Below are 25,141 nucleotides of genomic sequence, written 5' to 3'. Positions count from 1 at the left end.
TGCAGCAAGCGAGGGCAGCCGCTATTTCCGGAAACTGCGCACCGCGTCATTGGCATTGTCTGCAATGACTTTTTGCAGCTTCGGCTGTCGCGCATACTTGGCGGACAGCCGTTTCCACTGCCGCTGCGCCTGGCCGCAAGAACTGGCCACGGCTTGCGTGATCTCGCGCTGGCGCGCCTTGTCGTTGTCATCCCACTCGCCGGCAAAGTGCTCGCACATCTGGGCGTTCTCGACGAACTGCGCCACATCCTTCGGCAACTTTTCCTGCGCACCAGCCAGCAGGGGCAGACAACTGAACAGCAGAACCAGCAGCAGCTTCATCGAACCTCCTTATTTGCCGATGCAGAAACGGCTGAAAATCACGCCCAGCAGATCGTCAGGCGAAAACTCGCCCGTGATGCTCGACAGCTGCACCTGCGCCAGGCGCAGTTCTTCGGCGAACAGATCGAGCGACTGGTCGTCCTGCGCCGCGTGTTCGGCGGCGATGTCCAAATGCTTGCCGGCCGATTTCAAGGCGATCAGATGGCGTTCGCGCGCCAGGTACAGCGATTCACCCGTCTGCTGCCAGCCGGCGATGCGCAAGAGCTCGGCGCGCAAGAGGTCAATGCCGATGTGCTCGTGCGCCGAGAGATAAACGTGGGTGGCGTCGGGCAAGCTGTCGACACTGGGCTTGTGGCCCGACAGGTCAATCTTGTTCCACACGCGCACCACGGGCACGCCGTCCGGGAAGGCGGCGACGATGGTTTCGTCGGCCAGGGTCGGGCCATGGTCGGCATCCAACAGGTGCAGGATCACGTCGGCCTTGCCGATTTCGCCCCACGTGCGTTCGATGCCGATGCGCTCGACGGCGTCGATGGTGTCGCCCGCGCTGCGGATGCCCGCCGTGTCGATGATGTTGAGCGGAATGCCCTCGATCTGGATGGTTTCGCTGACCTTGTCGCGCGTGGTGCCGGCGATCGGTGTGACAATCGCCACGTCGGCGCCCGCCAGCGCATTCAGCAGCGACGACTTGCCCACGTTCGGCTGGCCGGCCAGCACGACATTGAGACCTTCGCGCAGCAGCGCGCCCTGCGCCGCCTGCGCAAACACTTTATTTAACGCTTCGATGACGGCCTTCAATTGACCGCGTGCATTCGATTTTTCCAGGAAGTCGATTTCTTCTTCCGGGAAGTCCAGGGTTGCCTCGACCAGCATGCGTAACCCCGTCACCTGCTCCACCAGCGCGTGGATCGTGTTGGAAAACGCGCCCGATAGCGATTGCGAGGCGGACTTGGCGGCCGCTTCCGTAGACGCGTCGATCAGGTCGGCCACGGCTTCGGCTTGCGCCAGGTCAAGCTTGTCATTCAAAAACGCACGGCGCGTGAATTCGCCCGGTTCGGCCAGGCGCAAGCCGCTGTCACGGCCCGCTTCCAGCACGCGCGCCAACAGCAACTGCAGCACCACGGGGCCGCCATGGCCTTGCAATTCCAGCACGTCTTCGCCCGTGTACGAATGCGGGCCCTTGAAGTGGATGGCGATGCCCTGGTCGATGATGGCGCCGTCGCTTTCCGTGAATGGCAGATAGGTGGCGTGGCGCGGTTTCAGTTGCTGCGCGCCGAACAGGGCCGTCATCAGGGGTGCAAGGTTTTTGCCGGAGGCGCGTACCACGCCGATGCCGCCGCGCCCGGGAGCGGTGGCGATGGCGGCGATAGGGGAAGAGTCAAGTTTCATGGGGTAATTGTAGTGTATTCGGGAAAGGCTGCAGGAGCCGCGATATTTTCAGCGCCAAACCGGGTGCACGTGAAGGGGGAGGTCAGTGGAAAGCTGGCAAAACCCACTTTTTTTTGACATCGTACCCATTGGGTACGATGTCAAAAAAAAGCCCGCGCAAGGCGGGCTTTCTGGTCGCTGGCCGGACTTACTTGACGGCAGGCGCGTATTTCTTGGTGATCACCCATTGCTGGCCGATCGACAGGACGTTGTTGACGACCCAGTAGAGTACCAAGCCCGACGGGAAGAAGAAGAACATCACCGAGAATGCCAGTGGCATGAACAGCATCATCTTCGCTTGCATCGGATCGGCCGGGGCCGGGTTCAGCTTGGTCGTGATGAACATCGAGATCGCGTACAACACGGGCAGGATGCACCATGGGTCATGCTGGGCCAGATCGGTGATCCAACCGATCCATGGCGCGCCGCGGATTTCCACGGACGCGTTCAAGACCCAGTACAGGGCGATAAAGACGGGCATCTGGATCAGGATCGGCAGGCAGCCGCCCAGCGGATTGATCTTTTCCGTCTTGTACAGCTCCATCGTGGCCTGGTTCATCTTTTGCGGATCGCCTTTGAAGCGTTCGCGGATGGCTTGCATCTTCGGCGTGACCAGTTTCATCTTCGCCATGCTGCGGTAGCCGGCGGCCGACAGCGGGAAGAACAGCAGCTTGATCAGGATCGTGAAGGCGATGATGGTCCAGCCCCAGTTGCCCAGCACGCTGTGGATCTGTTCCATGACCCAGAACATCGGCTTGGCGATGATGGTCAGCCAGCCATAATCCTTGACCAGTTCCAGGCCAGGCGAGACGTTTTCCAGCAGGTGCGCGATTTGCGGACCCGAGTACAGCTTGCTGTCCATGCTGGCCGAGGCGCCTGGCGCCAGGGTAGGCAGGGGCAGCACGTTGCCGATGGCGTACAGGTTGGGGCCGACCTTCTTCGTGAAGATGTCACGCTTGGCGTTCTCAGGCGGAACGAATGCGGACACGAAGAAGTGTTGCGAAATCGCAAACCAGCCGCCAGTCGCCGTGGCCGGGTGCAGGCCCTTCATGGCGTTGTCGTTGCCCTTCTTCTCGTCTTCCACTGCCGCTTTTTCGATTTTCTCGAACGTCAGTTTTTGGTACTTGTCTTGCGGCGTGTACAGGGTTGGGCCCGTAAAGCTGCTGTTGAAGAACGAATCGCCGACCGGCTTGTTGCCGTCATGCGTCAGTTGCAGATACAGCTGCGGCGTGACAGGTGCCGCGCCCACGTTGGACACGTCATGGCGCACGTCGATGACGTAATCGCCGCGCTTGAAGGTAAACGTCTTGGTCAGCTTGACGCCGCCCTCGACCGCTTCCATCACCAGTTGAATCTGCTTGCCATCGGCCAGAGTACGTACGCCAGGCTGTACGGTGAAACCGCTCGCATGGGTAGGGAACGGACCGCCGACCAGGCCCGATTGCGCCAGGTAGGTGTGGTTCGCGCCTTCGTCGAACAGCACTTCGTTTTGCTTGCCGTCGTCAGGCTGGCATGCCTTGAACAGGCCGAAGCAGCCGCCAAACCAGCCCGGATTACCCGCGCCCTTGAACTTCAGCAATTCCAGACGCTTGACCTGGCCGCCCAGGGTGTCGATATCGACCTTGATGACGTCGGTGGTGATGGTAATCACTTCGCGCTTGAACGCGGCGGGATCGACAGCCTCACCCGGCAGGGCAGGCACGCCTGCCGCAGCTGGCAAGGCAGCCGTCTTGGCAGGGGTCGCAGGCGCCTTGGCGGTTTGTTCCGTGTTCGCGGAGAACATCGACGGCTTGCCGTTCGAGATCATCCATTCGTTCCAGAGAATTACCAGCGAGACGGAAAACACGATCCACAGGATGGTACGTTTATTGATATCCATTAGGGTATTTGTCAGGAGTGGTTGCAACCGCAAGCGGTCGTTGAAGATTGTTTAGCGTCGGCCGGCGGCACCGGGTCGACGCCCCCTTCATTCCAGGGGTGGCAACGGCACAGGCGCTTGGCAGCCAGCAGGCTGCCCTTGGCAGTACCGTGCACGCGCAGCGCTTCCATCGCGTAATGCGAACAGCTCGGATAGAAACGGCAATTCTGTCCCAGCATGGGGCTGATCAGCAACTGATAAGCGCGCAGCAGGAACAGCAGCAGGGTTTTCATGGCGCGGAAGGTGGTGGCGCAGCAACAGAACGGGCCTGGGCGGCGATTTGCGCCGCGAACAGGCGGCTCAATTCCTCACGCAGCTCGGCTTTGAGCCGGGTCGTGGTGGCCGGGCCATCCTTGCTGTTGACGGCGCGCGACAAACGCACCACGCAGTCGACCGGCGGCATCGCGCTGTTGCGAAACAGCTCGCGCGTGACGCGCTTGATCGTGTTGCGGGTCGCCGCGCGCGGCGCGAAACGCTTGGCCACAACGACGCCCAGCCGCGCATGCGGCAATTGATTGTGTCGGGTGTACAGCACAAAATGCGCTGTTTTTTGCGAAGGGCGCAAACGAAAAACGGATGAAAATTCATCCGTTTTAACGATACGCCGAACGCGCGCGAAGTCGTGTGAACCTTCGCGTTGATTGCCGACTGGAGTACAGCTAGCCACGCGATCAGCTGTCAACGACAAGCCTAGACGGCCAGACGTTTGCGGCCCTTTGCGCGACGTGCGTTGAGCACATCACGGCCACCACGGGTAGCCATACGAGCGCGGAAGCCGTGCGTACGCTTGCGGCGAACGACGGAAGGTTGGTAAGTACGTTTCATGTTGGTCTCGCTAAAAACAAAAAAAATGCAAAATCGGGTCTGACGTCCCGTCAGTTTTTGGTGCCAATGACAATCGCGCACTTATGCCAAGGCACAAGCTGGCCAATCTCATCGCCCGCTTAATCCACGCTTAGTCCATATTGTCGTTCCAAATGAATAAACACGGAATACGGGCGGGGAACCCTGAATTATTCAGCATATGCCCCCCTCTTGTCAAGGATTGCCGTGATCGCCTGGAAATTTCCGCGCCGGCCCCCATCTGCCGGCAAGGCCCCGCCACAGGCCGCGCCAGCACTGCGTGTGACGGGATAACCGGGGGATAAGTCGCCTCTTATACACATGGCGCCCCACCCTGCCACAGAAAAATAAGCGTCGTGCCTGTGGATAACTTTGGCAGTCGGGAGTAGAATAGCGCGTTACGTGTGGCGAGCCCTCGCGCGACGCCGGCCTTGCAACACGGTGAACGCAGGGCAGAATCGATACGCCCTCCCACACCTTTTCACATAGACATACATGGATAATTTCTGGCAGGCCTGTTCCGCGCAGTTGGAACTGGAGCTGACACCGCAACAATTCAGTGCGTGGATCAAACCGCTTATCCCTCTCGATTACGAGGAGGGCAAGCTGCGCATTGCTGCGCCCAATCGCTTCAAGCTCGATTGGGTCAAGACCCAGTTCGCCAGCCGCATCACTGCGCTGGCCATTCAGTACTTCGAAGCGCCGACGGATGTGCAGTTCGTGCTCGACCCGCGTCTGGCCCTGCCGAAGAAACCCGTCACCGCCAGCACCCCGGCCAGCGATCCGAATGGCGGCGCGCCCAGCGCGCGCGCTGCGGAGCCGCAGCCCAGTGTGCCGGAACTGAGCATCGGTGCCGCGCCGCGCCGCGAACAGAGCCGCATCAACACCGACCTGACCTTCGACAGCTTCGTGACCGGTAAGGCCAACCAGCTGGCGCGCGCCGCCGCCATCCAGGTGGCGAACAATCCGGGCGTGTCATATAACCCGCTGTTCTTCTACGGCGGCGTCGGCCTCGGTAAAACCCACTTGATCCACGCCATCGGCAACCAGGTGATGGCCGACAATCCGGGCGCGAAGATTCGCTACATCCACGCGGAACAGTACGTTCGCGACGTAGTGACCGCTTACCAGCGCAAGGGTTTCGACGATTTCAAGCACTACTATCACTCGCTCGACATGCTGCTGATCGATGATATCCAGTTCTTTGGCGGCAAGAGCCGCACGCAGGAAGAGTTTTTCTATGCGTTCGAGGCGTTAATTGCCGCAAAGAAACAGATCATCATCACTTCGGATACGTATCCGAAGGAAATCACGGGCATGGACGACCGCCTGATCTCGCGCTTCGACTCGGGCCTGACGGTGGCCATCGAACCGCCGGAACTGGAAATGCGCGTGGCGATTTTGCTGAAAAAAGCCAAGCAGGAAGGCGTGACCTTCTCCGACGACGTGGCCTTCTTTGTCGCCAAGCACTTGCGCTCGAACGTGCGCGAGCTGGAAGGCGCGCTGCGCAAAATTCTGGCGTATTCGCGTTTTCATGGCAAAGACATCACGATCGATATCGTCAAGGAAGCCCTGAAGGACTTGCTGTCGGTGCAGAACCGCCAGATTTCCGTGGAAAACATCCAGAAAACGGTGGCCGACTTCTTCAATATCAAGGTTGCCGACATGTATTCGAAGCGCCGGCCCGCGAACATCGCCCGGCCGCGCCAGATCGCCATGTACCTGGCCAAGGAGTTGACACAGAAGAGCCTGCCAGAAATCGGCGAGCTGTTCGGCGGCCGCGACCACACCACGGTGCTGCATGCCGTGCGCAAGATCGCGCTGGACCGCACCAAGAACCCGGAATGCAACCACGAATTGCATGTGCTGGAGCAAACGTTGAAGGGCTAAGCACCATTTGGCAAGACTGGCTCAAAACGTGCTTTACCCTTATTATCTGGGAGGGCACCGCAGCCGGTCTGTCGGGGCTCCCCATGGCAACAATTGTTAAATTAATACGTTAAACGTCGTACTGTTCAACCTATACATTGAGGATAAATATGCAATTGGTCAAAACCACCCGAGATACCCTTCTCCGGCCACTGCAGATCGTGAGCGGTATTGTCGAGCGTCGGCACACTATGCCGATTCTGGCCAATATCCTCATCCGCAAAGACGGTGAAAATGTCTCCTTCCTGTCGACCGACACCGAAGTGCAGATCACCACGCACGCGGAAATCGGTTCCGGCGCGGACGTCACCGGCACCACCGTGGCCGCGCGCAAGCTGCTGGACATTTTGCGCGCCCTGCCCGAATCGGGCGACGTCACGATGACCCTGCTGAACAAGCGCCTGACCGTGCAAACGGGCAAGTCGCGCTTCGCCCTGCAAACCCTGGCGGCGGAAGAGTTTCCAACCGTGCAACAGGCGGAAAGCTACAACGCGTCCGTCACCCTGCCCCAGAAAACGCTGAAGCACCTGTTCAACATGGTGCATTTCTCGATGGCCCAGCAAGACATCCGTTACTACCTGAACGGCTTGCTGCTGGTTCTGGATGGCAATAATGTCATCGCCGTGGCCACCGACGGCCACCGCCTGGCGTTTTGCCAGGTGGCCACCGAGCAGACGTTTGCGCGCCAGGAAGTGATTATTCCGCGCAAGACCATCATCGAACTGCAGCGCCTGCTGGAAGAGAACGATGAACCGGTGCAGCTGGACATCGCCGCCAACCAGGTGAAACTGACCTTTGCCGACATCGAGCTGATCTCGAAGCTGGTGGAAGGCAAGTTCCCCGACTACACGCGCGTGATTCCCAAAGGCTACAAGAACGACTTCACCATCGGCCGCGATGAACTGCTGCGCTCGCTGCAACGTGCCGCCATCATGACCAGCGACAAGTTCAAGGGCGTGCGCTGCATCATCACCCCGGGCAGCATGAAGATCAGCTCGACCAATGCGGACCAGGAAGAAGCCGTCGAAGAGCTGGAAATCGACTACGGCGGCGACTCCGTCGACATCGGCTTCAACGTGACGTATCTGCTGGACGTGCTGAACAACCTGAAATGCGAATACGTCAACATCGCGCTGGGCGACTCGAACTCGTCCGCCCTGATCTCCATCCCGGACAATGCCGACTTCAAGTATGTCGTCATGCCGATGCGGATTTAAGCGTAAGCCAATGCAAAACTGGGGTCTGATCCAACAGGGTCAGGCCCCGCAATCAGCAATCGTTATTTGAGAAAGCAGTCCATGTCCGAGAATCCACAAGACACCCCGATCCAGGCCAAAACGGAAGAATACGGCGCCTCCTCCATCCAGATCCTGGAAGGCCTGGAAGCCGTACGCAAACGCCCGGGCATGTACATTGGCGACACCTCGGACGGCACCGGCTTGCACCATCTGGTATTCGAAGTGCTGGACAACTCGATCGATGAATCGCTGGCCGGCCACTGCACGGAAATCCACGTCACCATCCACAGCGACAATTCGATCTCGATCACCGACAATGGCCGCGGCGTGCCGACCGGCCTGAAAATGGACGACAAGCACGATCCGAAGCGTTCGGCGGCGGAAATCGTCATGACCGAACTGCACGCGGGCGGCAAGTTCGACCAGAACTCGTACAAAGTCTCGGGCGGCTTGCACGGCGTGGGCGTGTCTTGCGTCAATGGCCTGTCGAAACTGCTGAAACTGACCATCCGCCGCGATGGCAAAGTGCATCACATGGAATTCGTGCGCGGCGTGCCGCAAGACCGCCAGATCGTCATGGTCGGCGACATCGCCACCTCCCCGATCAAGGTCATCGGCGACACCGACAAGCGTGGCACGGACGTGCATTTCTGGGCCGATGAAGAGATTTTCACGCACGTGGAATTCCACTACGAAATCCTGGCCAAGCGCATCCGCGAACTGTCCTTCCTGAACAATGGCGTCAACATCAAGTTGTCCGACCAGCGCACGGGCAAGGAAGAAATCTTCGCCTTCGAAGGCGGCACGCGCGGCTTCGTCGAATACATCAACAAGGCCAAGTCGGTCTTGCACCCGACCATTTTCCAGGCCACGGGCGAGCGCATGTCGGACCAGGGCACGAACATCTCGGTCGACGTGTCGATGCAGTGGAACGATGCCTACAATGAACAGGTGCTGTGCTTCACGAATAACATCCCGCAACGCGATGGCGGTACCCACCTGACGGGCTTGCGCGCGGCGATGACGCGCGTGATCAACAAATACATCGATGAACACGAGTTCGCCAAGAAGGCGAAAGTGGAAATCAGCGGCGACGACATGCGCGAAGGCCTGACCTGCGTCCTGTCGGTAAAAGTGCCGGAACCGAAATTCTCGTCGCAGACGAAAGACAAGCTGGTGTCGAGCGAAGTACGCGGCCCCGTCGAAGAGATCGTCGCCAAGACCCTGGCCGACTACCTGCAAGAAAAACCGAACGACGCCAAGATCATTTGCGGCAAGATCGTCGAAGCGGCGCGCGCCCGCGAAGCGGCACGCAAGGCCCGCGATTTGACGCGCCGCAAAGGCATCATGGATGGCCTGGGCCTGTCGGCCAAACTGGCCGACTGCCAGGAAAAAGACCCCGCCCTGTGCGAACTGTACATCGTCGAGGGTGACTCGGCAGGTGGCTCGGCAAAACAGGGACGCGACCGCAAGTTCCAGGCGATTCTGCCGCTGCGCGGTAAAGTCTTGAACGTGGAAAAAGCCCGCTTCGAGAAAATGCTGTCGTCGGAGCAGATCACCACCCTGATCGCCACCCTCGGCACCTCGATCGGACCGGACGAATTCAACGTCGAAAAACTGCGCTACCACCGCATCATCATCATGACCGATGCGGACGTCGACGGCGCCCACATCCGTACCCTGCTGCTGACCCTGTTCTACCGTCAGATGCCGCAACTGGTCGAGCGCGGCCACATCTACATCGCGCAACCGCCGCTGTACAAGGTGAAAGCGGGCCGCGACGAGCGCTATCTGAAAGATGACGCCGAAGAAGCGAGCTATATGATGACCGTGGCGCTGAACACGGCCGTGCTGGTGCCGCGCACAGGCGCGGAAGGTATTTCCGGCGAGACCCTGACGGAACTGGTGCGCAAGTTCAACCTGTCGAACACCATCATGACCCGTCTGACGCGCGTCATCGACCGCGCCGCCCTGACGGCCATCATGACGGGCGTGCAACTGGACCTGTCGACGCTGGACCTGGCGGAAACTTCCGCCCTGGCCCTGCAGACGGCCATCAACGACAGCGCAGTGCGCGTGCATGTGCGTTCCGACGATTTGTCGGAAAAACACATGCTGCGCATCGAGCGCATGCACCACGGCAACGTGAAAGTCAGCGCCATCGACGCCGACTTCGTGCAAGGCCCCGACTACGCCGTACTGAGCAGCGGCGCCGCCACCTTCGAAGGCTTGATCGGCGAAGGCGCCTTCGTGCGCCGCGGCGAAGGCGAGCGCATCAAGGAAATCGCCGTGGTCGACTTCCACCAGGCCATGCAATGGCTGCGCGACGAAGCCGAGCGCACCGTCTCGAAACAGCGCTACAAAGGTCTGGGCGAAATGAACCCTGACCAGCTGTGGGAAACGACGATGGACCCGACCGTGCGCCGCCTGCTGAAGGTGCAGATCGAAGACGCGATTGCCGCGGATCAGATCTTCACCACCCTGATGGGCGACGACGTGGAACCACGCCGCGCCTTCATCGAAAACAACGCGCTGCGCGCGGGGAATATTGACGTTTAAAGAGGATTTCCGAATATCAGGCGACACTGCGTGTCGCCTTTTTTCGGGTATATTGAACAGCAAGGTAGATTCTGCTCTAAAAAGATGTTTAATATTCATTAAAAATACATTTGGCATCGATATGGCTGGCTAAATGATCGATTTTTGGGGCAACATCGTCCGCCAAGAATTTTTCATCCGAACAATTCAAATCTTCAGTTAGCATTGTCATTGAAACGCAAATATATTTCCATCAGCTAGTTCTGTGATAGAGAAACATGCCTCTTTTTCTATATCATATCTTCAACGTTTCTGGAAACAATCGATGCTCTGTCAGTGCCGCGAACCGTTCGGCGCAAGTCAAGAACTCTGATTATTTTTTGTATTTCGTCACATCAGCGGTGGCGACAGAACTCTTTGTTATGCGATATGCTAATGTGCAGTATTCACGTTGAGCTCAGGCCATTGCATTGACTGATTTATCTCTGGGAAAGTATTTTCACCAGGGATTGTTCTCGTAGTTATTGACAGCTAACAACAGAAAACTAATCAATTGGTAATTTTTTATTGAGACTGTAGCCAGGTCATCAAGCTCTGCCCCTAACCAGCCCAATCAAAAAAGTCCTAACTGATAATTTAAAAACTTCATAGCAACTTTCGTATCAACGTATCTTTGATGTCTTGGAGCGATGAATGATGTCGACGCAAGAGAATCGAAGCCGACATAGGCAAGTAAGGACGACCCTTGAGCGCGGCTATCCCACCAATGTGAAGAATGAAGAATGGCGCCAGATCCCACCGCTGCTGCCCAAGCAAGCGAAGACCGGACGACTGTCCAGCGTCGGTGTTGTCGACGGCCAGTGCGTGAAAGCGCCAGGAATTCGTGCGAGAGGCTATGACGCCAACAAAAAACTCAGCGGTCACAAACGCTATATTGCCGTCGAAACAGATAGGCGTTTTCTGGCAATCAGCCTGAAGCCTGCCGATATCGCCGGACTCCACTGGAGCACCACTGGTGCTTGATGGCTTGGTACGGCGCTGGCCATGGGTCAAGTGATGCAACTTATGACCGTCGCAAATTGCTGGACAAGGCGGCATTCCTGGAGTTCACGGTGGAAGTCGTACGCCGCCTGGAAGGCCAGCAAGACTTTTCGATTCAGCCCCGACACTGGGTCGTCGAACGTACCTCCGCCTGGCTGAAGCGTTCACGGAAACTGGCACGTGACTATAAACAGCGCATTGACGTGTCAAAGAACATGATTTACATGGGATCCTTGCTGTTACGTCGACTAAATTTTCGTTGGATTACTAAACCGTCTCTATTGCGAAAAATGACAAAAACGCTAGAAAAGCAATCAGACATAGTAAACCCGACCCACAAAACATTGTCAAATTACAATCAAAAAATGTGTTTTGTCTTAATTTATCAATAGAAGAATGCGGTAAAATGTTGCTAATCACTTCGATAAAGTTGCTAATATGCAAACAATGAAGATGCTATTAAGAATTAATGCTGTAAATCCGACACTAAAAAAAAGTGTACGGAAATCACGTAGGGATTATTTGAAATATGGAATCGTCGGTTGAAAAGAACATGATTGAGAAAAGTATGGAGGCTCTTAAAGCTCTGTACGAAAAAGACAGTAGACCATGGGTTGTGGCATATTCTGGCGGGAAGGATTCGACAGCTGTCTTGCAACTGGTTTATTCTATGCTACTCGATTTAGCTGCCGTTGGACAGGCAAAAAAACACGTTTTTGTTATTTCATCCGATACTAAGGTTGAATCCCCAAACGTGGCAGACTATGTCGAGAATGCTATGCATCGAATTGGAGAGGCGGCAAAAAAAGATGAAATTCCTCTAACTGTGCAATTAGTTTCACCAGAGCCGAGTGAAAGCTTTTGGGGGAAGTTGATTGGGTTAGGATATCCTCCGCCAACACGCTGGTTTAGGTGGTGTACAACAAACATGAAAATTAAACCATCTCGCCGCGCCATCGACGAAATCACGTTGCAATTTGGCAGCGTGATTCTTTTACTTGGTTCAAGAATCGATGAAAGTGCTCAAAGAGCTTTATCAATTTCGATTAGAGATATTACAAATGATGGCTTGAATCGCCATCATGAAATTCCAAACGCATTGACTTTTAAACCAATCGTAAACTGGTCAACAGACGAAGTTTGGGAATTTTTATACGGAACAACACCACCATGGGGTGGTGATCATGATTTCATGCTTGCATTATATCGCAAGGCAAGCGGTGGCGAGTGCCCAGTGGTACTCGATTTGAATACGCCCTCTTGTGGTGGGAGTCGATTTGGTTGTTGGACCTGCACAGTGGTGAAAGAAGATAAATCAATGCAAGGATTCATTGACTCTGGGGATACAAGTTTACAGCCACTTAAAAATTTCCGAGACTGGCTAAAAGTTATCCGAGAAGAACCTACTCGTCGTAGCCCTCTGCGACGAAATGGAAATTCTGCAGGGCCTGGGCCTTTTAATCCGCTTACAAGAAAAGAGATTTTAACAAGACTTTTTGAAACTGAAAAAACGGTAGGTTTTAATTTAATTACCGATGAAGACCTTGCCTTCATACAGCAAGAGTGGCGTAAAGAGTTTGACTATAATGATAGTGTACATTCAATTGCACTGACTTTTGGGAGAAATATTGCAATGGAAAAAACTCAATCCCCAAAGTCACCAGTCGACACTCTTCTGGACACATGTGCAGTCGACCATGATTTTCCACCTGAACTGGCCCATGAGCTTTTAGATAAAGTAAAAAAGAGCTATGCCGATTTAGGTCGCTGGGGAGCAAAGAAGCAATTAGAAGATGCACTCGCCGATTTGATCAAGAAAGATGTAAAACAAGCAGAAAAGGCGGATGCAGCCAATGATCTTTGAACGAATAACTATTCAAAACTTATTCTCCTATAACGGTGAGCAAACATTTGATATTCCCCAAACGACTGAGGACAAGCCAATTGTATTAATTGCTGGACGAAATGGATTTGGAAAAACCAGCTTCATCAATAGTGTTAAAGCATTATTTCTGGGCACCTCTGACCAGATGATACATGATGCACAAGTTGGACGAAAACTGACCCCTAAAACCTATTTGTTAGGGGTAGATCGCATTTGGAGAGGGGTTTTTAATCAACAGGCAAGGGGCATTTCTCAGTCGATTTATGGCGTAAAAATTGACTGGCTGGAAGAGAATGGCAAGGTGTCAGCTCACCGCTTTTGGCGAAGAGTTGGAGATGAATTTGTTCAAAACCTTCGTATTACAACGAATTTTGAAGAAGATGGCCTTGGATTTAACGGAATAATTGATGATATTGAAGAGGCGGAAGAGTTTCTTCAACGTCGCCTTCCACGTGATATTGTTTCATTTTTCTTCTATGATGGTGAAAAAGTCCAAAATATGGCAGAAGCCCAGCAAGAAGGGCTAATGAAAAATATTGAAAAACTATTTGGCCTAGCAGCGGTAGATGTACTTGATGATTATTTAAAGAATGCAATTGCAGGATGGAAAAAGGATGGAACAGCAGATAAGGAGCAAGCACAGCTTGAGACTCTTACCGCACAATTGGCAGTAAAAAATGCTGAAAAGGCGCGTGCGAAGGTAGATGCTGATGAAGTGGAAGCGGATTTGGAAAATTTGGATCGAGATATTCGTAGACATGAACGCCAAATAGCAAATACTCAAGTATTGGCTAGTCAAAGAGAAACCCCTCATCTCAAAGAAAAATTAAAACTTGCGCTTTCAGCCTACGAAAAACTCTGTCAACGCATAGCCACAAATTTGCCAGCTACTGCTCCATTTTGGGCAGCCCCTGATTTGGTTCAAAAGGTTGCTATTAAACTTGATGGCGCTGTTGGTGATCCTTCGCAACGTTTGGCTGAAGAAATTCAAAGCGTCTTTGAGATACTGCCTAATCTTTTGTTCGATCAACCGAGGCATCCTAGCCCCCCCTTAAATGATACCCAGAAAAATCATTATAAAATTAAACTTTCAGCAATATTGAAGCAATATACTGAAACGCCAGGTGGAGGATATTTTTCGCTTACAAGTACGGAAATATCAAAACTTCAAGCTCGCATGGTCTATTACTCTCAAGCGCGTGCTGAACGGCAACGTATTGCCGATGACCTTCGCGAAGTCAGTCAAGCTAAAAGAGAATGGATGCAAGCAAAGGCTGATATTGAAGCAATCGCTGGTATTTCTCCCGAATTACAGCAAGCTTACCGTGATCGACAAGCGGAACTTGAGACGTTGATGAACACTAGGAACGGTTTATACACAAAACGGGGAATGCACAGCGCGAAGATTAGTTCTATTGATACAGAACTTATGAGATTGAAATCCGAAATCGATCAACAAGAGACTCGACGTGTTAAGGCTGGTATAAATAGTCAACATATAGATCGAGCGACTCAAGCGAGATCCGTTTTTGAAGAGTATAGGTTGCGCCTAAAAGCACAGCGTAGACAAGAGATCGAAGATGTCTTGAACCGATGTTTTAAACAGCTTATGACCTCACATCACTTAATTACGCATATTTCACTAAGTGACGACTTTGCTCTGAGTTATAGGGACGCAGATAACGAGGAAATAGGTATAGCAAATATTTCAGCCGGAATGAAACAGCTAAGTGCACAAGCCCTCCTGTGGGCGCTGTCTGAGATTTCTGGACGAGATATTCCTGTTGTGGTGGATACACCACTTGCTCGTATTGATCGACAGCATCAAGAAAACTTACTTATAAACTACTATCCAAAAGCCGCAAAACAGGTAATTATTTTGCCAACAGACTCAGAATTGGATTTTGAAAAATATAACATACTAAAACCATTTATTGGAAGTGAGTTTAAATTAAACAATTCTGATGGTGTGCATACTTCAGTGGAGTCCTTTACGAAAATGTACATTGCAAGGGGCGAAATATAATGGCAAAGGTTTATACTGATAATCAGGACGAACTGACGATCACAAATGTTATAAAAAATGGTATCAAGCAACCTGGTTTACCCAAGTGGGCGGTTTTACGCATTGCATTAGCACGATCACTTCGTATAGAAACCCATCCTGATGAAGGTTTGGATCGAAGAGAATCGGCAGTAGGTGGTGGAGAATATTCGCTTGAACAGCTGACAGGAGATGGCAAACCTGGTGATGAGGATATGACTCCTCCCTTTTGTGCGCTACTTTCCCAATTTCATGACCTGGATTTATTTTCTGACCATGAATTATTCGTTAAATTACTACAGCGACATGTTCGTAGAGGGCTAAGAGAGATTCGTAGTGGCTGGATGGAAACGCATGATTTTCATGATTATTTGTTGCATGAACTTTTTGGTGATCTAGGTGCTAGCAATACCAACGATACTGATTTGAATCTCCGTGATAAACTTATTCGAGCTCTAAGTGAGATCGGAATATCAGCCGATGTTACTGATGCAGTTGATGGACCAAGATTAACCCGATATTTAGTTAAACTACGGGATGCAAATGATTACAACCCTTTGCTACGAGGCCTTGATAAACTCAGTTTTGTCCTCGGCCTAGGCGAGATGGGTGTTTTTGCATCACCAACAAAAGAACCAATGATCGTAGCGCTAGATATCCCACGAGCATCATTGCTATGGCGTTCAGTCCCCGCTTCAAAATTAATAGAATGGGTTAGCAATGCGCCTGAGATATTTAAACTACCAATATATCTAGGACAAGATGTCACCGGCGAAGCTTTCGGATTCGATTTGGCAGCTGCACCACACCTTCTTGTTGGGGGAACAACTGGCAGCGGGAAAAGCATATGCCTGCATGCAATTATTATTTCATTAATTTCAAAGTTTACATCAAATGGGCTTAAGCTAATACTGATAGATCCAAAGCGAGTTGAAATGGCGCCATACGTCAATCTGCCACATGTTACAGATGGTGTTTTGACTGATGTCGTTGATACTATTGGGGTGTTAAATCGACTTTTAGATGAAATGCAACAGCGAGAAACTGCTCTTGCCAATGTTGGTGCACGTGATATTGATGATCCTAGAGCATATCGTTTAAGTATCCCAAGGATTGTAGTGATTGTTGAAGAACTTGCAGACCTCCTAATGCAGTCAGGAGGAGTAGAAGATCCACTAATCCGTTTGGCTCAGAAAGCTCGTGCAGCCGGTATCCACCTTGTTCTAGCGACGCAACGTCCTGATGCGAATACTTTTTCAGGATTGTTGCGTTCAAATGTACCAAGTAGAATTGCACTGACAGTCCAAAAAGGAAGCGAATCAAAAATTATTATTGATGAATCTGGTGCCGAAAAATTATTAGGACGTGGCGACATGTTAATAAAATTACTTGGAAAGAATACTATTCGAGTACATGGTGTACTTTTGAATTCCGATGATATCGCAAATTCAGTTCAGCTAGCTCAAAGAAAGATAAAATAATGAAGGACCTATTAATACATGAGTTCACACCACTTTCGTTGTCTATAGATCGAATTGGACCATTTAACTCTAAAATGGAATCAGTAGATTTTACCGATTCAAATAATGAGTCGTGTAATTTATTTTTATTTTTATCCAAAAATGGACGTGGAAAGACAACAGCTTTAGAGTTGATGGCTCAGCTCATGTCGATGTTAGGCCATGAGAAAGCACAAGATTTTGCTGTCGCTAATGGAAGGGGGCCAAAGGCGCCGTTTGGTTTTGAACATCTTGATAGGGGAGTCGGTAGAGTTCAATGGGATATTCGCGTTCGATATAGCGAAGAAGGTATAGAGCGAGTTACCGTGTTGTCGCTGATCGCAGGAATGATCGGTGCCGAAACTTCCCTCAAATTTTGGGATGAGGATGCTTTAGCCCTCATTGGTGCCCGTGATTGGCACAGATTCGGTTTTTGTCACAACGATGTCGGTAGTTGGTCGACAGTTGGAGTGCATGATGCTTGGGTGCTAGATTTTAACTCTATCCTTGCAGCTGCCAGTGGTGAACGATTGGGAGGCTTTGAGGAAAATACCCTTGTTTGGCCGACATTAGTTTATTTTTCGGCTTATAGAAATGTAGTGCAGGTTGGAGCAGATCAGCAACGTGCTATCGTGGCGCCGCTTGATTGGAACTATAGCCCAGTACACTCAATAAGAACAGATCGAGGGGATTGGCGTGATTCTTTAGATAATTTATTGGTTTGGTTACGCTGGTTAGATGACGGAAGATTTTCGCGAGCGCTTGCATTAGTAAACGAACGGGTTTTTTCCGAAACAACAACTTACTTGCGTGGCGTTAGTAAAGAACCACCAGAAGGTGAAATCATTCGAGATGGTAACTCGCATCGATTGGATATGTTAAGTAGTGGCGAAAAAAGTCTTGTACAAATATTTCTCCGTTTAGGAGCACACATGACTACTAATACAATACTATTAATTGACGAACCCGAAGCCCATCTTCATGAAAATTGGAAATTTCGACTATTTGAACAATTTAAAAAAATGGCTAAAGATTTTTTCCCGGGTTTGACGATCATTGTAGCCACACACTCACAGGAAATGATGACGGCCTTAGCCTTAGAGTTAAGCGAGGTAAATATTAGAAAAGGTGGATATTTTTTCGAATCTCAGGAAGAGGAATCTTTATCAGCTGCAGTTCAAGAGAAAGCACTAATCGAATATGGCCAGCTTTAAGCAGAAAGAAATAACATCTACTACCTCAATAATTTCTCAACAAAAAAATAAACCAATAATTTATGTCGAGGGAGAAAGCGATAAGCGGATATTTGAAAATTATTGGTTTGTGGAATTTCTTGGGAAGGTATCGTTTAACATAACTCCGGATGTTCAAGGGTGTAGTGCCGTAGTTAATACGGTTGCATCAGATAGAACGAAAGGGATACCGGCTTTTGGGCTTGTGGACCGTGATAAGCTAATGACTGATGAGCGATGGGATTTGTTAAGGCAGGTAGACGACGTTTTGTTTGAGAAAAATTGGCCATATCCGGACATAAAGATCACATGTCGTTGGGAACTTGAAAGCTATCTTATAGAACCAGAAGCATTGGAATCTTATCTTGCTCCGGCGCAAGGTGGACGTGCTCCTCGCGCATTAGCGGAAGTGGAGAATGAATTACTTTTGCATGCTGATGCCTTGGTGCCATTTTCCGCGTTGAATCAGGCTATGCATTTGCATCGTATAAAAGCGCCAAAGGACGGCTATACGAAATTAGACTCTAGATCGATCATTGAAAATAGAATTAATGATGAAAAGTTAAAAAATTTCCCTCATATTTCTGATGATTACTTTTCCAACATTCCATTAATAGATGCTTTTGGCGGGGCGGAAACATTAACACCTAGACAGCGACTTTATGGATTATTGCGAGGCGTAAATGGAAAAGCAATGCTTGACAGGATTTCTCAGGCAGCAAAATTAAAAGATGACATAACCTATCAAATTGCCAAAGAAATCAGACAATTAAACCGGGTTCCTATTGAATTGAAACTTTTCGTGCAGAGTTGTTGCGACTAAAATTTCATTTAATTTTTCGAAAAAAGATAGGGGTGGAGCTATTTTTCATTCCAATACGCGCCAGATATTAATTTGGCTGGCGCGTCGATTAATATAAAAATTGAAGTAAATATATTACCCAGTTAACCATACCACCGTATCGCATACTAAGAATTTTATATTACGACTGCTAAATATCCTCATAAAATTATTTTGCACTTACCTTAAATAATACAGGATACTATTGAGTACTTCTCTCTCCAAAATGCCAAAATATTGGGCAATAATCAGTTGCGTTAAAAACCAATTCAATATATTTATTGCAACAATGTTAAATGATGCATTATATTTCAGATTGTGAGTACAACAAGGTATTATGATCAGTACATCACGTTCCTTCACCATCCCATTCCTCACAAAAAGCAGTACACTAGTTCCTGAGCGCAACTAATTTTGTGCGCGCGCCATGCCGCCTGCCGTTGCCGGGAGGCGCCCCTGCCGCAAGGCGTGTTGTCTGCCTGGACAAATGCAATGTTCACTTCGCGCAGCCTGTCTCCTGCCTTCTATTACCTGTTCTTTTCAGGAGAACGGGAGCAGCAGCAGCGTTTTTTCAAGGAACTGCATTTCATTTCGATAGCCATCCTGACGTTTGGCCTGGCTTGCTGGCTGGTCACGTTCAGTCTGACCTTGCCGCGCGCTTCGCTCGATCATGCGCAAGCGGCGCTGGGCGTGACGGGCATGGTGGTCGGGCTGGTGTTGACCAAGTATGCAAAGTCGCTACAAGCGATCATCGTCAGCGGCACCATCAGCGTGCTGTTCATCGCTTTCAGCTTTCGCGTGCTGATGCTGGGTACGGAAGATCCCGCTTTCTGGGTATTGCCGCTGGGCGTGATGATCACCCTGACGACGGCGCCCATCTTCAGCGGCATCGCGTATTACCTGGGCGTATCGCTGTGCGTGTGGGCCATTCTGGGGCTGGGACAGTTTCCCGTGCATGCGGGCCAGGCCGACCAGCATTGGCCCGTTCTGGCCGTCACCATCAGCGTGATCATCGGCCTGGCGCTGAATATCTATTTTCTCGTCTTGCGCATCCACAACTATCGTGCCCAGCGCGAATTGGCGACGATGGCCTACAAGGATGGCTTGACCGGGCTCAACAACCGTCGCATGTTCACGCAAAGCGCGCGCGCCTTGCAGCGTACGGCACACGCACCCGCGTATTTTTTAATGATCGACATCGATGACTTCAAACAGATCAACGACGTGTACGGCCATGACGTGGGCGACGAGGTGCTGAAAAAGATCGCCGAAGTGATCGCGGGGCTGTCGGGCGAGCACCTGTGCGGCCGCCTGGGTGGCGAGGAGTTCGCCGTCATTTACCTGGGCGAAAAGAACGCGGCCTGCGCCTTTGCCGCGCAGCTGGTCGACAGCGTCGAGGCGGCTTTCGTGCCGGAACGCAAGGTGTCCGTCAGCATCGGCATGGCGGAAATGATCAAGGAAGCGGACTTGTCGCACAGCTACCGGCGTGCCGATGAATCCCTGTACCAGGCCAAGAAAAGCGGCAAGAACCGCTATGTGCTCAACGCCGCCTAAGTATTGCCATTGCGGCTAGCGTCGAGCAGCGCCAGCAAGGCTTGCGGCGAAATCTTCCAGGGATCGCGCTGCTCAGGGTCCACCTCATCCCAACTGTCCCGGGCTCCGATCTTGAGGATGGTCAAGGGGATGTCCTTGCTTTCAAAGAACGCCAGCATGCGGCGCATCAAACGGCTCACCTTGGCGTGGTCGTCCATATACAAGGAGCCGGTATAGAAACAGCCCTTCTCTCCCATGCGCAATTTCCTGGCCAAGCCGACACGCGAGTAGCCCACGTACTTGTACAGGAACTCGGTGACTACCTCATCGTCGACGGGAATACTGCAGGAAATGGTGATCTTGGCCATGATGACGGGGGACAGTGATTCAATAGCCAAGCTTAGCAGAAAGCGTTTCATTCCTGAAATGCTAAGATCGCGGCGCGCGCATGCCGGCAACCGGTCCGGCATGGCGTCTCGACAAGGATTGCCATTGAACACCCCAGGAAAAATCACTCTGCGCATGCTGTCGCTGTGCGTCGCCCTGTGCTTGCCGCTTTCCACCATGGCACAAGCCATTTCTGCCGAGGATGCCGCCTTCGTGGCCGCCACCGTGCCCGTATCAGTGCCGTCGCCGCCGCTAAGCCTGAACGAGCATCCACAAATCCGCGCCGACGTCTTCAGGCTGCTCGGCTATGCGCGTGGCGATTATACCCAGGGCGATACCTTGGTCGCGCTCCAGGTACTCGACAGCATGCGTTCGCTGCATGACATCCAGCGCACCATGCTGCCCGACGGGCGTTCGGTGCTGGCCTCCATCAACCCCGGCGAACACGGTGCGCAGCGTGCCGCCATGCTGTTCGACCCGCAACGCAAGCTGCTGGCCCTGGCCCTTGTCAACGGCCATTGCCAGGCCGCCATTGGCGATGCCGCGCCCGCCTGCCTGCCGTCCACGCACGCCGTGCTGACCTTGTTTTTGCCACCGGGCACAGAGGACGAGACGGCCGCGCCGCTGCTCGTGTGGGCGCGGCAGCTGCCGACCATGCTGGCGCAGGCTGCGCCGGAACAGCGGCAAAGCATTGCTGTGGTGGAGTACATCACCACGCGCCCCGGCCAACCCGGCTGGGAGCAGCGCGACGTGCCGCCCGGCTTTCCCCCCAGCTTGCTGCATCTGCTGCTGCCGAATGCGGAATTGAATAGCAGTTCCAGCGGCGGCAAACTCATCGCACCGGCGGGCCTGGCCGGTTTGCCGATGCGCACGCCCACGGAAACGGCGGAGGCGGGCGACGAGCCCATGCCCGATGCCAGCATCACCCTGCGCAGCTATGCCGATTTCCATTGGGTGCTCAACACCTACGCCAAACTAGCCAAGGGCGCGCAAGTGAAGGGGCATGACGACAAGGTGGTGTTCACGGGCAGCGATACGAGTGGCCGCTACACGGTGACCTTGCGCGAACAGGGCAAGAAAGACAGTGTCTTCATCACCGTGGCCAGCTGGCGGGGCAAATAGGCCGGAGGGAACTTCGAACAGGGGAAAACATTGCCATTACACACAAGAGCATGGCATTTTGGCATTTTGCGGTATGATTTCTGGCCGTGCGGCGCGGCCCGATCCCTGCCTTGCCCACCCTGCCCTTCAAGCCAGTCACGCTTGCGTCGCATCTTGCCACTAAGGAATTCATATGTTCGGTTTTAACTTGCGCGTTGCCAAGATGGTGTGGACGGCTTTCCTCATCGCCTTCCTGCTATTTCTCACCTACAAGGTCTCGTCGACCCTGATCGTGGTGGTTTTTGCCATTTTCTTCAGCTACCTCGTGTATCCGCTGATCGGACTACTGGAACGGTATGGGCCGAAGCGCCTGCCGCGCACGGCCAGTATCGGCATCGTCTTCCTGGTGGTGATCTTGCTGGTAGCGGTGCTGGGGTCGATCTTCGGTGCGCGCATCGAGGAAGAGGCGATCAAGCTCAGTGATCAGTTGCCAACCCTGCTCAAAGGCAACAACTTTGCCGAGCGCATTCCTTTGCCGGAATTCATGGAACCCTTGCGCGCGCGCCTGCTGTCGTTCATGCAGACGCAGCTGAGCAGCGGTACGGGACAAGCCATGCCGCTGGCGAAGGAACTGGGCCTGACCGTCATGCATGCGGCCAGCAACCTGATCTATCTGGTGCTGGTGCCTGTACTGAGCTTTTTGCTGATCAAGGAAGGCCCGGACATGCGCGACGGCTTGCTGTCCTTGCTGAACCGCCCGAACAAGAAACTCTGGGGCGCCATCATCGATGACCTCGACATCTTGCTGTCGCGCTATGTGCGCGCCCTGCTGCTGTTATCGATCGCCACTTTTGTGTCCTACAGCATCGCCTTTTCCCTGATGGGCGTGCCGTACAGTCTGCTGCTGGCCGGCGCGGCTGCCTTGCTGGAATTCATCCCGTTTGCCGGCCCGCTGGCGGCCGCCGTCATCGCCATTGTCGTGGCCGGTTTCAGCGGCTTCGAGCACGTGTTCTGGCTGATCGGCTTTATCGCCGCCTACCGCTTGTTCCAGGATTACGTGCTCAACCCGTACTTGATGAGCGAAGGCGTGGAAGTGAGCCCGCTGATGGTGATTGTCGGCTTGCTGGCCGGCGACCAGCTGGGTGGCGTGGTGGGCATCTTCCTGTCCGTACCCGTGATGGCGGCCATCAAGATCGTTTTCGTGCGCGCGCGGGCAGCCTTGCAGGCGCGCCATGATGCGCTGGAGAAAGCGGAACAGGCGGCAGAGGAAGCGCGCGCCCAGGCCTTGGCCGAGGCGGCGCGATTACAGGAACAGGGCAGCAAGGCCACCCTGCCAGCGCAGTAATTTAAAACTCTTCCCATTCGCCGCTGTTATCAGCGGCGGGCTTGGCGGAACGCGGCTTGGCGGCCGCGACAGGTGCTGCCGCGGCGCGGGACGGCGCCAGGCGCAGCGCCGGGCGTTTCAAGGCCGTGCTGGTGGCGGCCACGACAGGCTTGCGCAAGGCAGGCTTGGCGGCGGCCGGACCGCTGTGGGCGGCGTCGAGTTTAAAGATGCTGACCATTTCGGCCAGCGCCGCCGCCTGCTCCTGCATCGACTCCGAGGCGGCTGCCGCTTCTTCCACCAGGGCCGCATTCTGTTGCGTCACGGTATCCATTTCCGCCACGGCTTGATTAATCTGGCCGATGCCCAGTTCCTGCTCGCGGCCGGCGGCGCTGATTTCGCCCATGATGTCCGTCACGCGGCGGATGCTGGCCACGATCTCGTCCATCGTCGTGCCCGTCTGGCTGACCAGCGCGCTGCCGGCACCCACGTTCTGCACCGACGCTTCGATCAGCATCTTGATGTCCTTGGCGGCGCTGGCCGAGCGGTGCGCCAGATTGCGCACTTCCGTGGCGACGACGGCAAAGCCACGGCCCTGTTCGCCGGCGCGCGCCGCTTCCACGGCCGCATTCAGAGCCAAAATATTCGTCTGGAAGGCGATGCCATCGATCACGCCGATGATGTCAGCGATTTTTTTCGACGATTCGCTGATGGTACCCATGGTATCGACCACCTGTGCCACCAGCGTGCCACCCTTGACAGCCACGTCCGATGCGGACACGGCCAGCTGGTTCGCCTGGCGCGCATTGTCGGAATTCTGCTTGACGGTCGAGGTCAGCTCTTCCAGCGAGGATGCCGTTTCTTCCAGGCTCGAAGCTTGCTGCTCCGTACGGCTGGACAGATCCAGGTTGCCGGAGGCGATTTCATTGCTGGCCGTGGCAATGGCGCCACTGCCGTCGCGCACGCCGCGCACGGTGGTCGACAGGCGTTCCTGCATTTTCTGCAAGCCGCTCAGCAAGGCTCCCATCTCATCGTGACGCGTAATGACGATGTCGTTGGCCAAGTTACCGTCCGAAATGGCGTCGAAATGGCGCAAGGCCTGGTCCAGCGGGCCAAAGATGGCGCGCAGCAGCAAGATGCTGGAAATAATGGTCAGCAAAGCGCCCACTACCATGCCGATGATGGCCATGGTCACTTGCGTGTGGAAACTGGCCTGGCTGTCCGCATACATCGCGGCGGCCGAGGTAGCCTGGTATTGCGTCAATGTTTCGGCTGCCTGGTCCAGGGAGCGGTACAGCGGTGTCAGCCCCTTCATCATCAAGCCGTCCGCTTGAGCGATGTTGCCTTCACGCAAAGCCTTGCTCATTGCCAGCACGCCATTGCTCATGTAATCGCTGCGCTTCTTGTCCATGTCGTCGGACAATCGCTTTTCGTCCGCGCTTTGCGGCAAGGCCAGGTACACCTTCCAGGCCTTGTTCGACGCTTCCAGGAATTGCTCGGCACGTGCCAGCGTCTCCTTGGCATCCGGCGCATCCGGGTGCACCATCACGCGGTCCATCGTGAAACGGGCACGGCCAAGGGCAATTTGCGATTCGCCGATGGCTTGCGTCGATGCCAGCTGATTGCTGTAGACCTCGTTGAGACTGTTGTTGGCCGATTTCAGGCTGATGATACTCATAGCGCCCAGCACGGCGATCAGCAAGCCCAGCACACTCATGGTGGCGATCAGGCGCATTTTTATTGTTATGTTCGACAGCATGCAATTTTCCTTGGTAGGGGCGCAACCATGCCTGCGCATGCCGGACGAGATAGCGGCAAACGCCAGTTGGGCGGGTCACGTGAATTGTTCAGGACAGATCGATACGGCGTGTGCGGCAGCAGGGGGGAAGGCGGCCCGCGCATATCGTCAGGAGTGAAATACAGGGCAACGAGGTTGAGGTTTCCTGTACTTTTATTTCCTGACTGCAAGATACAGGGAAAGATTACTAGTAGCAACATCCAGCATGGATTTTCACGATTTGTAACAAGCGGATGATGTTTTT

Annotated in this window: 20 protein-coding genes; 12 read left to right on the top strand and 8 right to left on the bottom strand. The window is 53.5% G+C overall.

Annotation, left to right across the window (positions count from 1 at the left end; genetic code table 11):
- Positions 1–21: 21 nt before the first annotated feature.
- From ACQ4WY_RS25290 to rpmH, 6 genes are all read right to left on the bottom strand, one after another.
- Positions 22–321, bottom strand: coding sequence for a hypothetical protein (locus ACQ4WY_RS25290; protein ID WP_436506426.1), 300 nt, complete (start codon positions 319–321; stop codon positions 22–24).
- A gap of 9 nt (positions 322–330) precedes the next feature.
- The gene (mnmE, locus tag ACQ4WY_RS25285) at positions 331–1,710 is read right to left on the bottom strand and encodes a tRNA uridine-5-carboxymethylaminomethyl(34) synthesis GTPase MnmE (RefSeq protein ID WP_436506425.1); all 1,380 of its coding nucleotides are present in this window, start codon (positions 1,708–1,710) and stop codon (positions 331–333) included.
- A 187-nt stretch (positions 1,711–1,897) separates the two neighbouring features.
- On the bottom strand, positions 1,898–3,628 hold the full coding sequence (gene yidC, locus ACQ4WY_RS25280) for a membrane protein insertase YidC (protein ID WP_436506424.1): 1,731 nt from the start codon (positions 3,626–3,628) through the stop codon (positions 1,898–1,900).
- 11 nt (positions 3,629–3,639) lie between these two features.
- Positions 3,640–3,900 carry a membrane protein insertion efficiency factor YidD gene (yidD, locus tag ACQ4WY_RS25275; protein ID WP_099380761.1) on the bottom strand — a complete coding sequence of 87 codons (261 nt, stop codon included), beginning with the start codon at positions 3,898–3,900 and terminating at the stop codon, positions 3,640–3,642.
- Positions 3,897–4,334 (bottom strand): ribonuclease P protein component, encoded by a 438-nt coding sequence (gene rnpA / locus ACQ4WY_RS25270; protein WP_071653349.1) that lies wholly within the window; start codon positions 4,332–4,334, stop codon positions 3,897–3,899. The genes yidD and rnpA overlap by 4 nt, the downstream gene beginning before the upstream one ends.
- Before the next feature lie 23 nt (positions 4,335–4,357).
- Positions 4,358–4,492, bottom strand: a complete 135-nt coding sequence (gene rpmH / locus ACQ4WY_RS25265; protein ID WP_010401996.1) for a 50S ribosomal protein L34 — start codon at positions 4,490–4,492, stop codon at positions 4,358–4,360.
- 513 nt (positions 4,493–5,005) lie between these two features.
- On the opposite strand from rpmH, the gene dnaA reads away from it, so the two are divergent.
- The 10 genes from dnaA (at position 5,006) to ACQ4WY_RS25215 (ending at position 20,311) form a co-directional block, all read left to right on the top strand.
- Complete coding sequence (gene dnaA, locus ACQ4WY_RS25260; RefSeq protein WP_071326150.1) at positions 5,006–6,400, top strand: chromosomal replication initiator protein DnaA; 1,395 nt, start codon at positions 5,006–5,008, stop codon at positions 6,398–6,400.
- Positions 6,401–6,549: 149 nt separating this feature from the next.
- Positions 6,550–7,656, top strand: a complete 1,107-nt coding sequence (gene dnaN / locus ACQ4WY_RS25255; protein ID WP_034754341.1) for a DNA polymerase III subunit beta — start codon at positions 6,550–6,552, stop codon at positions 7,654–7,656.
- Between the two features lie 81 nt (positions 7,657–7,737).
- The gene (gene gyrB / locus ACQ4WY_RS25250; protein WP_353659621.1) at positions 7,738–10,236 is read left to right on the top strand and encodes a DNA topoisomerase (ATP-hydrolyzing) subunit B; all 2,499 of its coding nucleotides are present in this window, start codon (positions 7,738–7,740) and stop codon (positions 10,234–10,236) included.
- A 672-nt stretch (positions 10,237–10,908) separates the two neighbouring features.
- Entirely contained in the window at positions 10,909–11,238 is a 330-nt protein-coding gene (locus tag ACQ4WY_RS25245) for a hypothetical protein (protein ID WP_436506423.1), read from the top strand.
- A 571-nt stretch (positions 11,239–11,809) separates the two neighbouring features.
- A complete protein-coding gene (dndC, locus tag ACQ4WY_RS25240) occupies positions 11,810–13,120 on the top strand; it encodes a DNA phosphorothioation system sulfurtransferase DndC (protein WP_436506422.1) in 1,311 nt (436 codons plus the stop codon).
- On the top strand, positions 13,101–15,167 hold the full coding sequence (gene dndD, locus ACQ4WY_RS25235; RefSeq protein WP_436506420.1) for a DNA sulfur modification protein DndD: 2,067 nt from the start codon (positions 13,101–13,103) through the stop codon (positions 15,165–15,167). The genes dndC and dndD overlap by 20 nt, the downstream gene beginning before the upstream one ends.
- Positions 15,167–16,666 (top strand): FtsK/SpoIIIE domain-containing protein, encoded by a 1,500-nt coding sequence (locus ACQ4WY_RS25230; RefSeq protein WP_436506419.1) that lies wholly within the window; start codon positions 15,167–15,169, stop codon positions 16,664–16,666. Before dndD ends, ACQ4WY_RS25230 begins: the two co-directional genes overlap by 1 nt.
- A complete protein-coding gene (locus ACQ4WY_RS25225; RefSeq protein ID WP_436506418.1) occupies positions 16,666–17,898 on the top strand; it encodes an AAA family ATPase in 1,233 nt (410 codons plus the stop codon). The genes ACQ4WY_RS25230 and ACQ4WY_RS25225 overlap by 1 nt, the downstream gene beginning before the upstream one ends.
- Positions 17,885–18,739: a hypothetical protein gene (locus ACQ4WY_RS25220; protein WP_436506417.1), complete on the top strand. Its 855-nt coding sequence runs from the start codon at positions 17,885–17,887 to the stop codon at positions 18,737–18,739. The genes ACQ4WY_RS25225 and ACQ4WY_RS25220 overlap by 14 nt, the downstream gene beginning before the upstream one ends.
- Positions 18,740–19,249: 510 nt before the next feature.
- Complete coding sequence (locus tag ACQ4WY_RS25215; protein WP_436506415.1) at positions 19,250–20,311, top strand: GGDEF domain-containing protein; 1,062 nt, start codon at positions 19,250–19,252, stop codon at positions 20,309–20,311.
- On the opposite strand, the gene ACQ4WY_RS25210 is transcribed toward ACQ4WY_RS25215, so the two are convergent.
- The gene (locus ACQ4WY_RS25210; RefSeq protein ID WP_436506414.1) at positions 20,308–20,688 is read right to left on the bottom strand and encodes a hypothetical protein; all 381 of its coding nucleotides are present in this window, start codon (positions 20,686–20,688) and stop codon (positions 20,308–20,310) included. The genes ACQ4WY_RS25215 and ACQ4WY_RS25210 overlap by 4 nt on opposite strands.
- Positions 20,689–20,782: 94 nt before the next feature.
- Here ACQ4WY_RS25210 and ACQ4WY_RS25205 point away from each other — a divergent pair, with 94 nt between their 5' ends.
- Both ACQ4WY_RS25205 and ACQ4WY_RS25200 read left to right on the top strand, forming a co-directional pair.
- Positions 20,783–21,799 (top strand): hypothetical protein, encoded by a 1,017-nt coding sequence (locus tag ACQ4WY_RS25205; RefSeq protein WP_436506413.1) that lies wholly within the window; start codon positions 20,783–20,785, stop codon positions 21,797–21,799.
- A 172-nt stretch (positions 21,800–21,971) separates the two neighbouring features.
- Positions 21,972–23,123: an AI-2E family transporter gene (locus ACQ4WY_RS25200; protein WP_436506412.1), complete on the top strand. Its 1,152-nt coding sequence runs from the start codon at positions 21,972–21,974 to the stop codon at positions 23,121–23,123.
- A 1-nt stretch (position 23,124) separates the two neighbouring features.
- Here ACQ4WY_RS25200 and ACQ4WY_RS25195 read toward each other — a convergent pair whose 3' ends face one another.
- Positions 23,125–24,858, bottom strand: coding sequence for a methyl-accepting chemotaxis protein (locus ACQ4WY_RS25195; protein ID WP_436506411.1), 1,734 nt, complete (start codon positions 24,856–24,858; stop codon positions 23,125–23,127).
- Between the last annotated feature and the right edge of the window lie 283 nt (positions 24,859–25,141).

Origin of the sequence: Janthinobacterium salmonicoloratum (genome assembly GCF_051380845.1) — a bacterium.
Lineage (GTDB): Bacteria > Pseudomonadota > Gammaproteobacteria > Burkholderiales > Burkholderiaceae_D > Janthinobacterium > Janthinobacterium lividum_F.
The sequence above is the reverse complement of the archived record's forward strand: the minus strand, read 5'-3'. Positions and strand labels throughout refer to the sequence as shown.

What these genes read in the sequence shown, in the direction of transcription:
- ACQ4WY_RS25290 (WP_436506426.1), bottom strand. Translation starts at nt 321, where the DNA reads ATGAAGCTGCTGCTGGTTCTGCTGTTCAGTTGTCTGCCCCTGCTGGCT.
- mnmE (WP_436506425.1), bottom strand. Translation starts at nt 1,710, where the DNA reads ATGAAACTTGACTCTTCCCCTATCGCCGCCATCGCCACCGCTCCCGGG.
- yidC (WP_436506424.1), bottom strand. Translation starts at nt 3,628, where the DNA reads ATGGATATCAATAAACGTACCATCCTGTGGATCGTGTTTTCCGTCTCG.
- yidD (WP_099380761.1), bottom strand. Translation starts at nt 3,900, where the DNA reads ATGAAAACCCTGCTGCTGTTCCTGCTGCGCGCTTATCAGTTGCTGATC.
- rpmH (WP_010401996.1), bottom strand. Translation starts at nt 4,492, where the DNA reads ATGAAACGTACTTACCAACCTTCCGTCGTTCGCCGCAAGCGTACGCAC.
- dnaA (WP_071326150.1), top strand. Translation starts at nt 5,006, where the DNA reads ATGGATAATTTCTGGCAGGCCTGTTCCGCGCAGTTGGAACTGGAGCTG.
- dnaN (WP_034754341.1), top strand. Translation starts at nt 6,550, where the DNA reads ATGCAATTGGTCAAAACCACCCGAGATACCCTTCTCCGGCCACTGCAG.
- gyrB (WP_353659621.1), top strand. Translation starts at nt 7,738, where the DNA reads ATGTCCGAGAATCCACAAGACACCCCGATCCAGGCCAAAACGGAAGAA.
- ACQ4WY_RS25245 (WP_436506423.1), top strand. Translation starts at nt 10,909, where the DNA reads ATGATGTCGACGCAAGAGAATCGAAGCCGACATAGGCAAGTAAGGACG.
- dndC (WP_436506422.1), top strand. Translation starts at nt 11,810, where the DNA reads ATGATTGAGAAAAGTATGGAGGCTCTTAAAGCTCTGTACGAAAAAGAC.
- dndD (WP_436506420.1), top strand. Translation starts at nt 13,101, where the DNA reads ATGCAGCCAATGATCTTTGAACGAATAACTATTCAAAACTTATTCTCC.
- ACQ4WY_RS25230 (WP_436506419.1), top strand. Translation starts at nt 15,167, where the DNA reads ATGGCAAAGGTTTATACTGATAATCAGGACGAACTGACGATCACAAAT.
- ACQ4WY_RS25225 (WP_436506418.1), top strand. Translation starts at nt 16,666, where the DNA reads ATGAAGGACCTATTAATACATGAGTTCACACCACTTTCGTTGTCTATA.
- ACQ4WY_RS25220 (WP_436506417.1), top strand. Translation starts at nt 17,885, where the DNA reads ATGGCCAGCTTTAAGCAGAAAGAAATAACATCTACTACCTCAATAATT.
- ACQ4WY_RS25215 (WP_436506415.1), top strand. Translation starts at nt 19,250, where the DNA reads ATGTTCACTTCGCGCAGCCTGTCTCCTGCCTTCTATTACCTGTTCTTT.
- ACQ4WY_RS25200 (WP_436506412.1), top strand. Translation starts at nt 21,972, where the DNA reads ATGTTCGGTTTTAACTTGCGCGTTGCCAAGATGGTGTGGACGGCTTTC.
- ACQ4WY_RS25195 (WP_436506411.1), bottom strand. Translation starts at nt 24,858, where the DNA reads ATGCTGTCGAACATAACAATAAAAATGCGCCTGATCGCCACCATGAGT.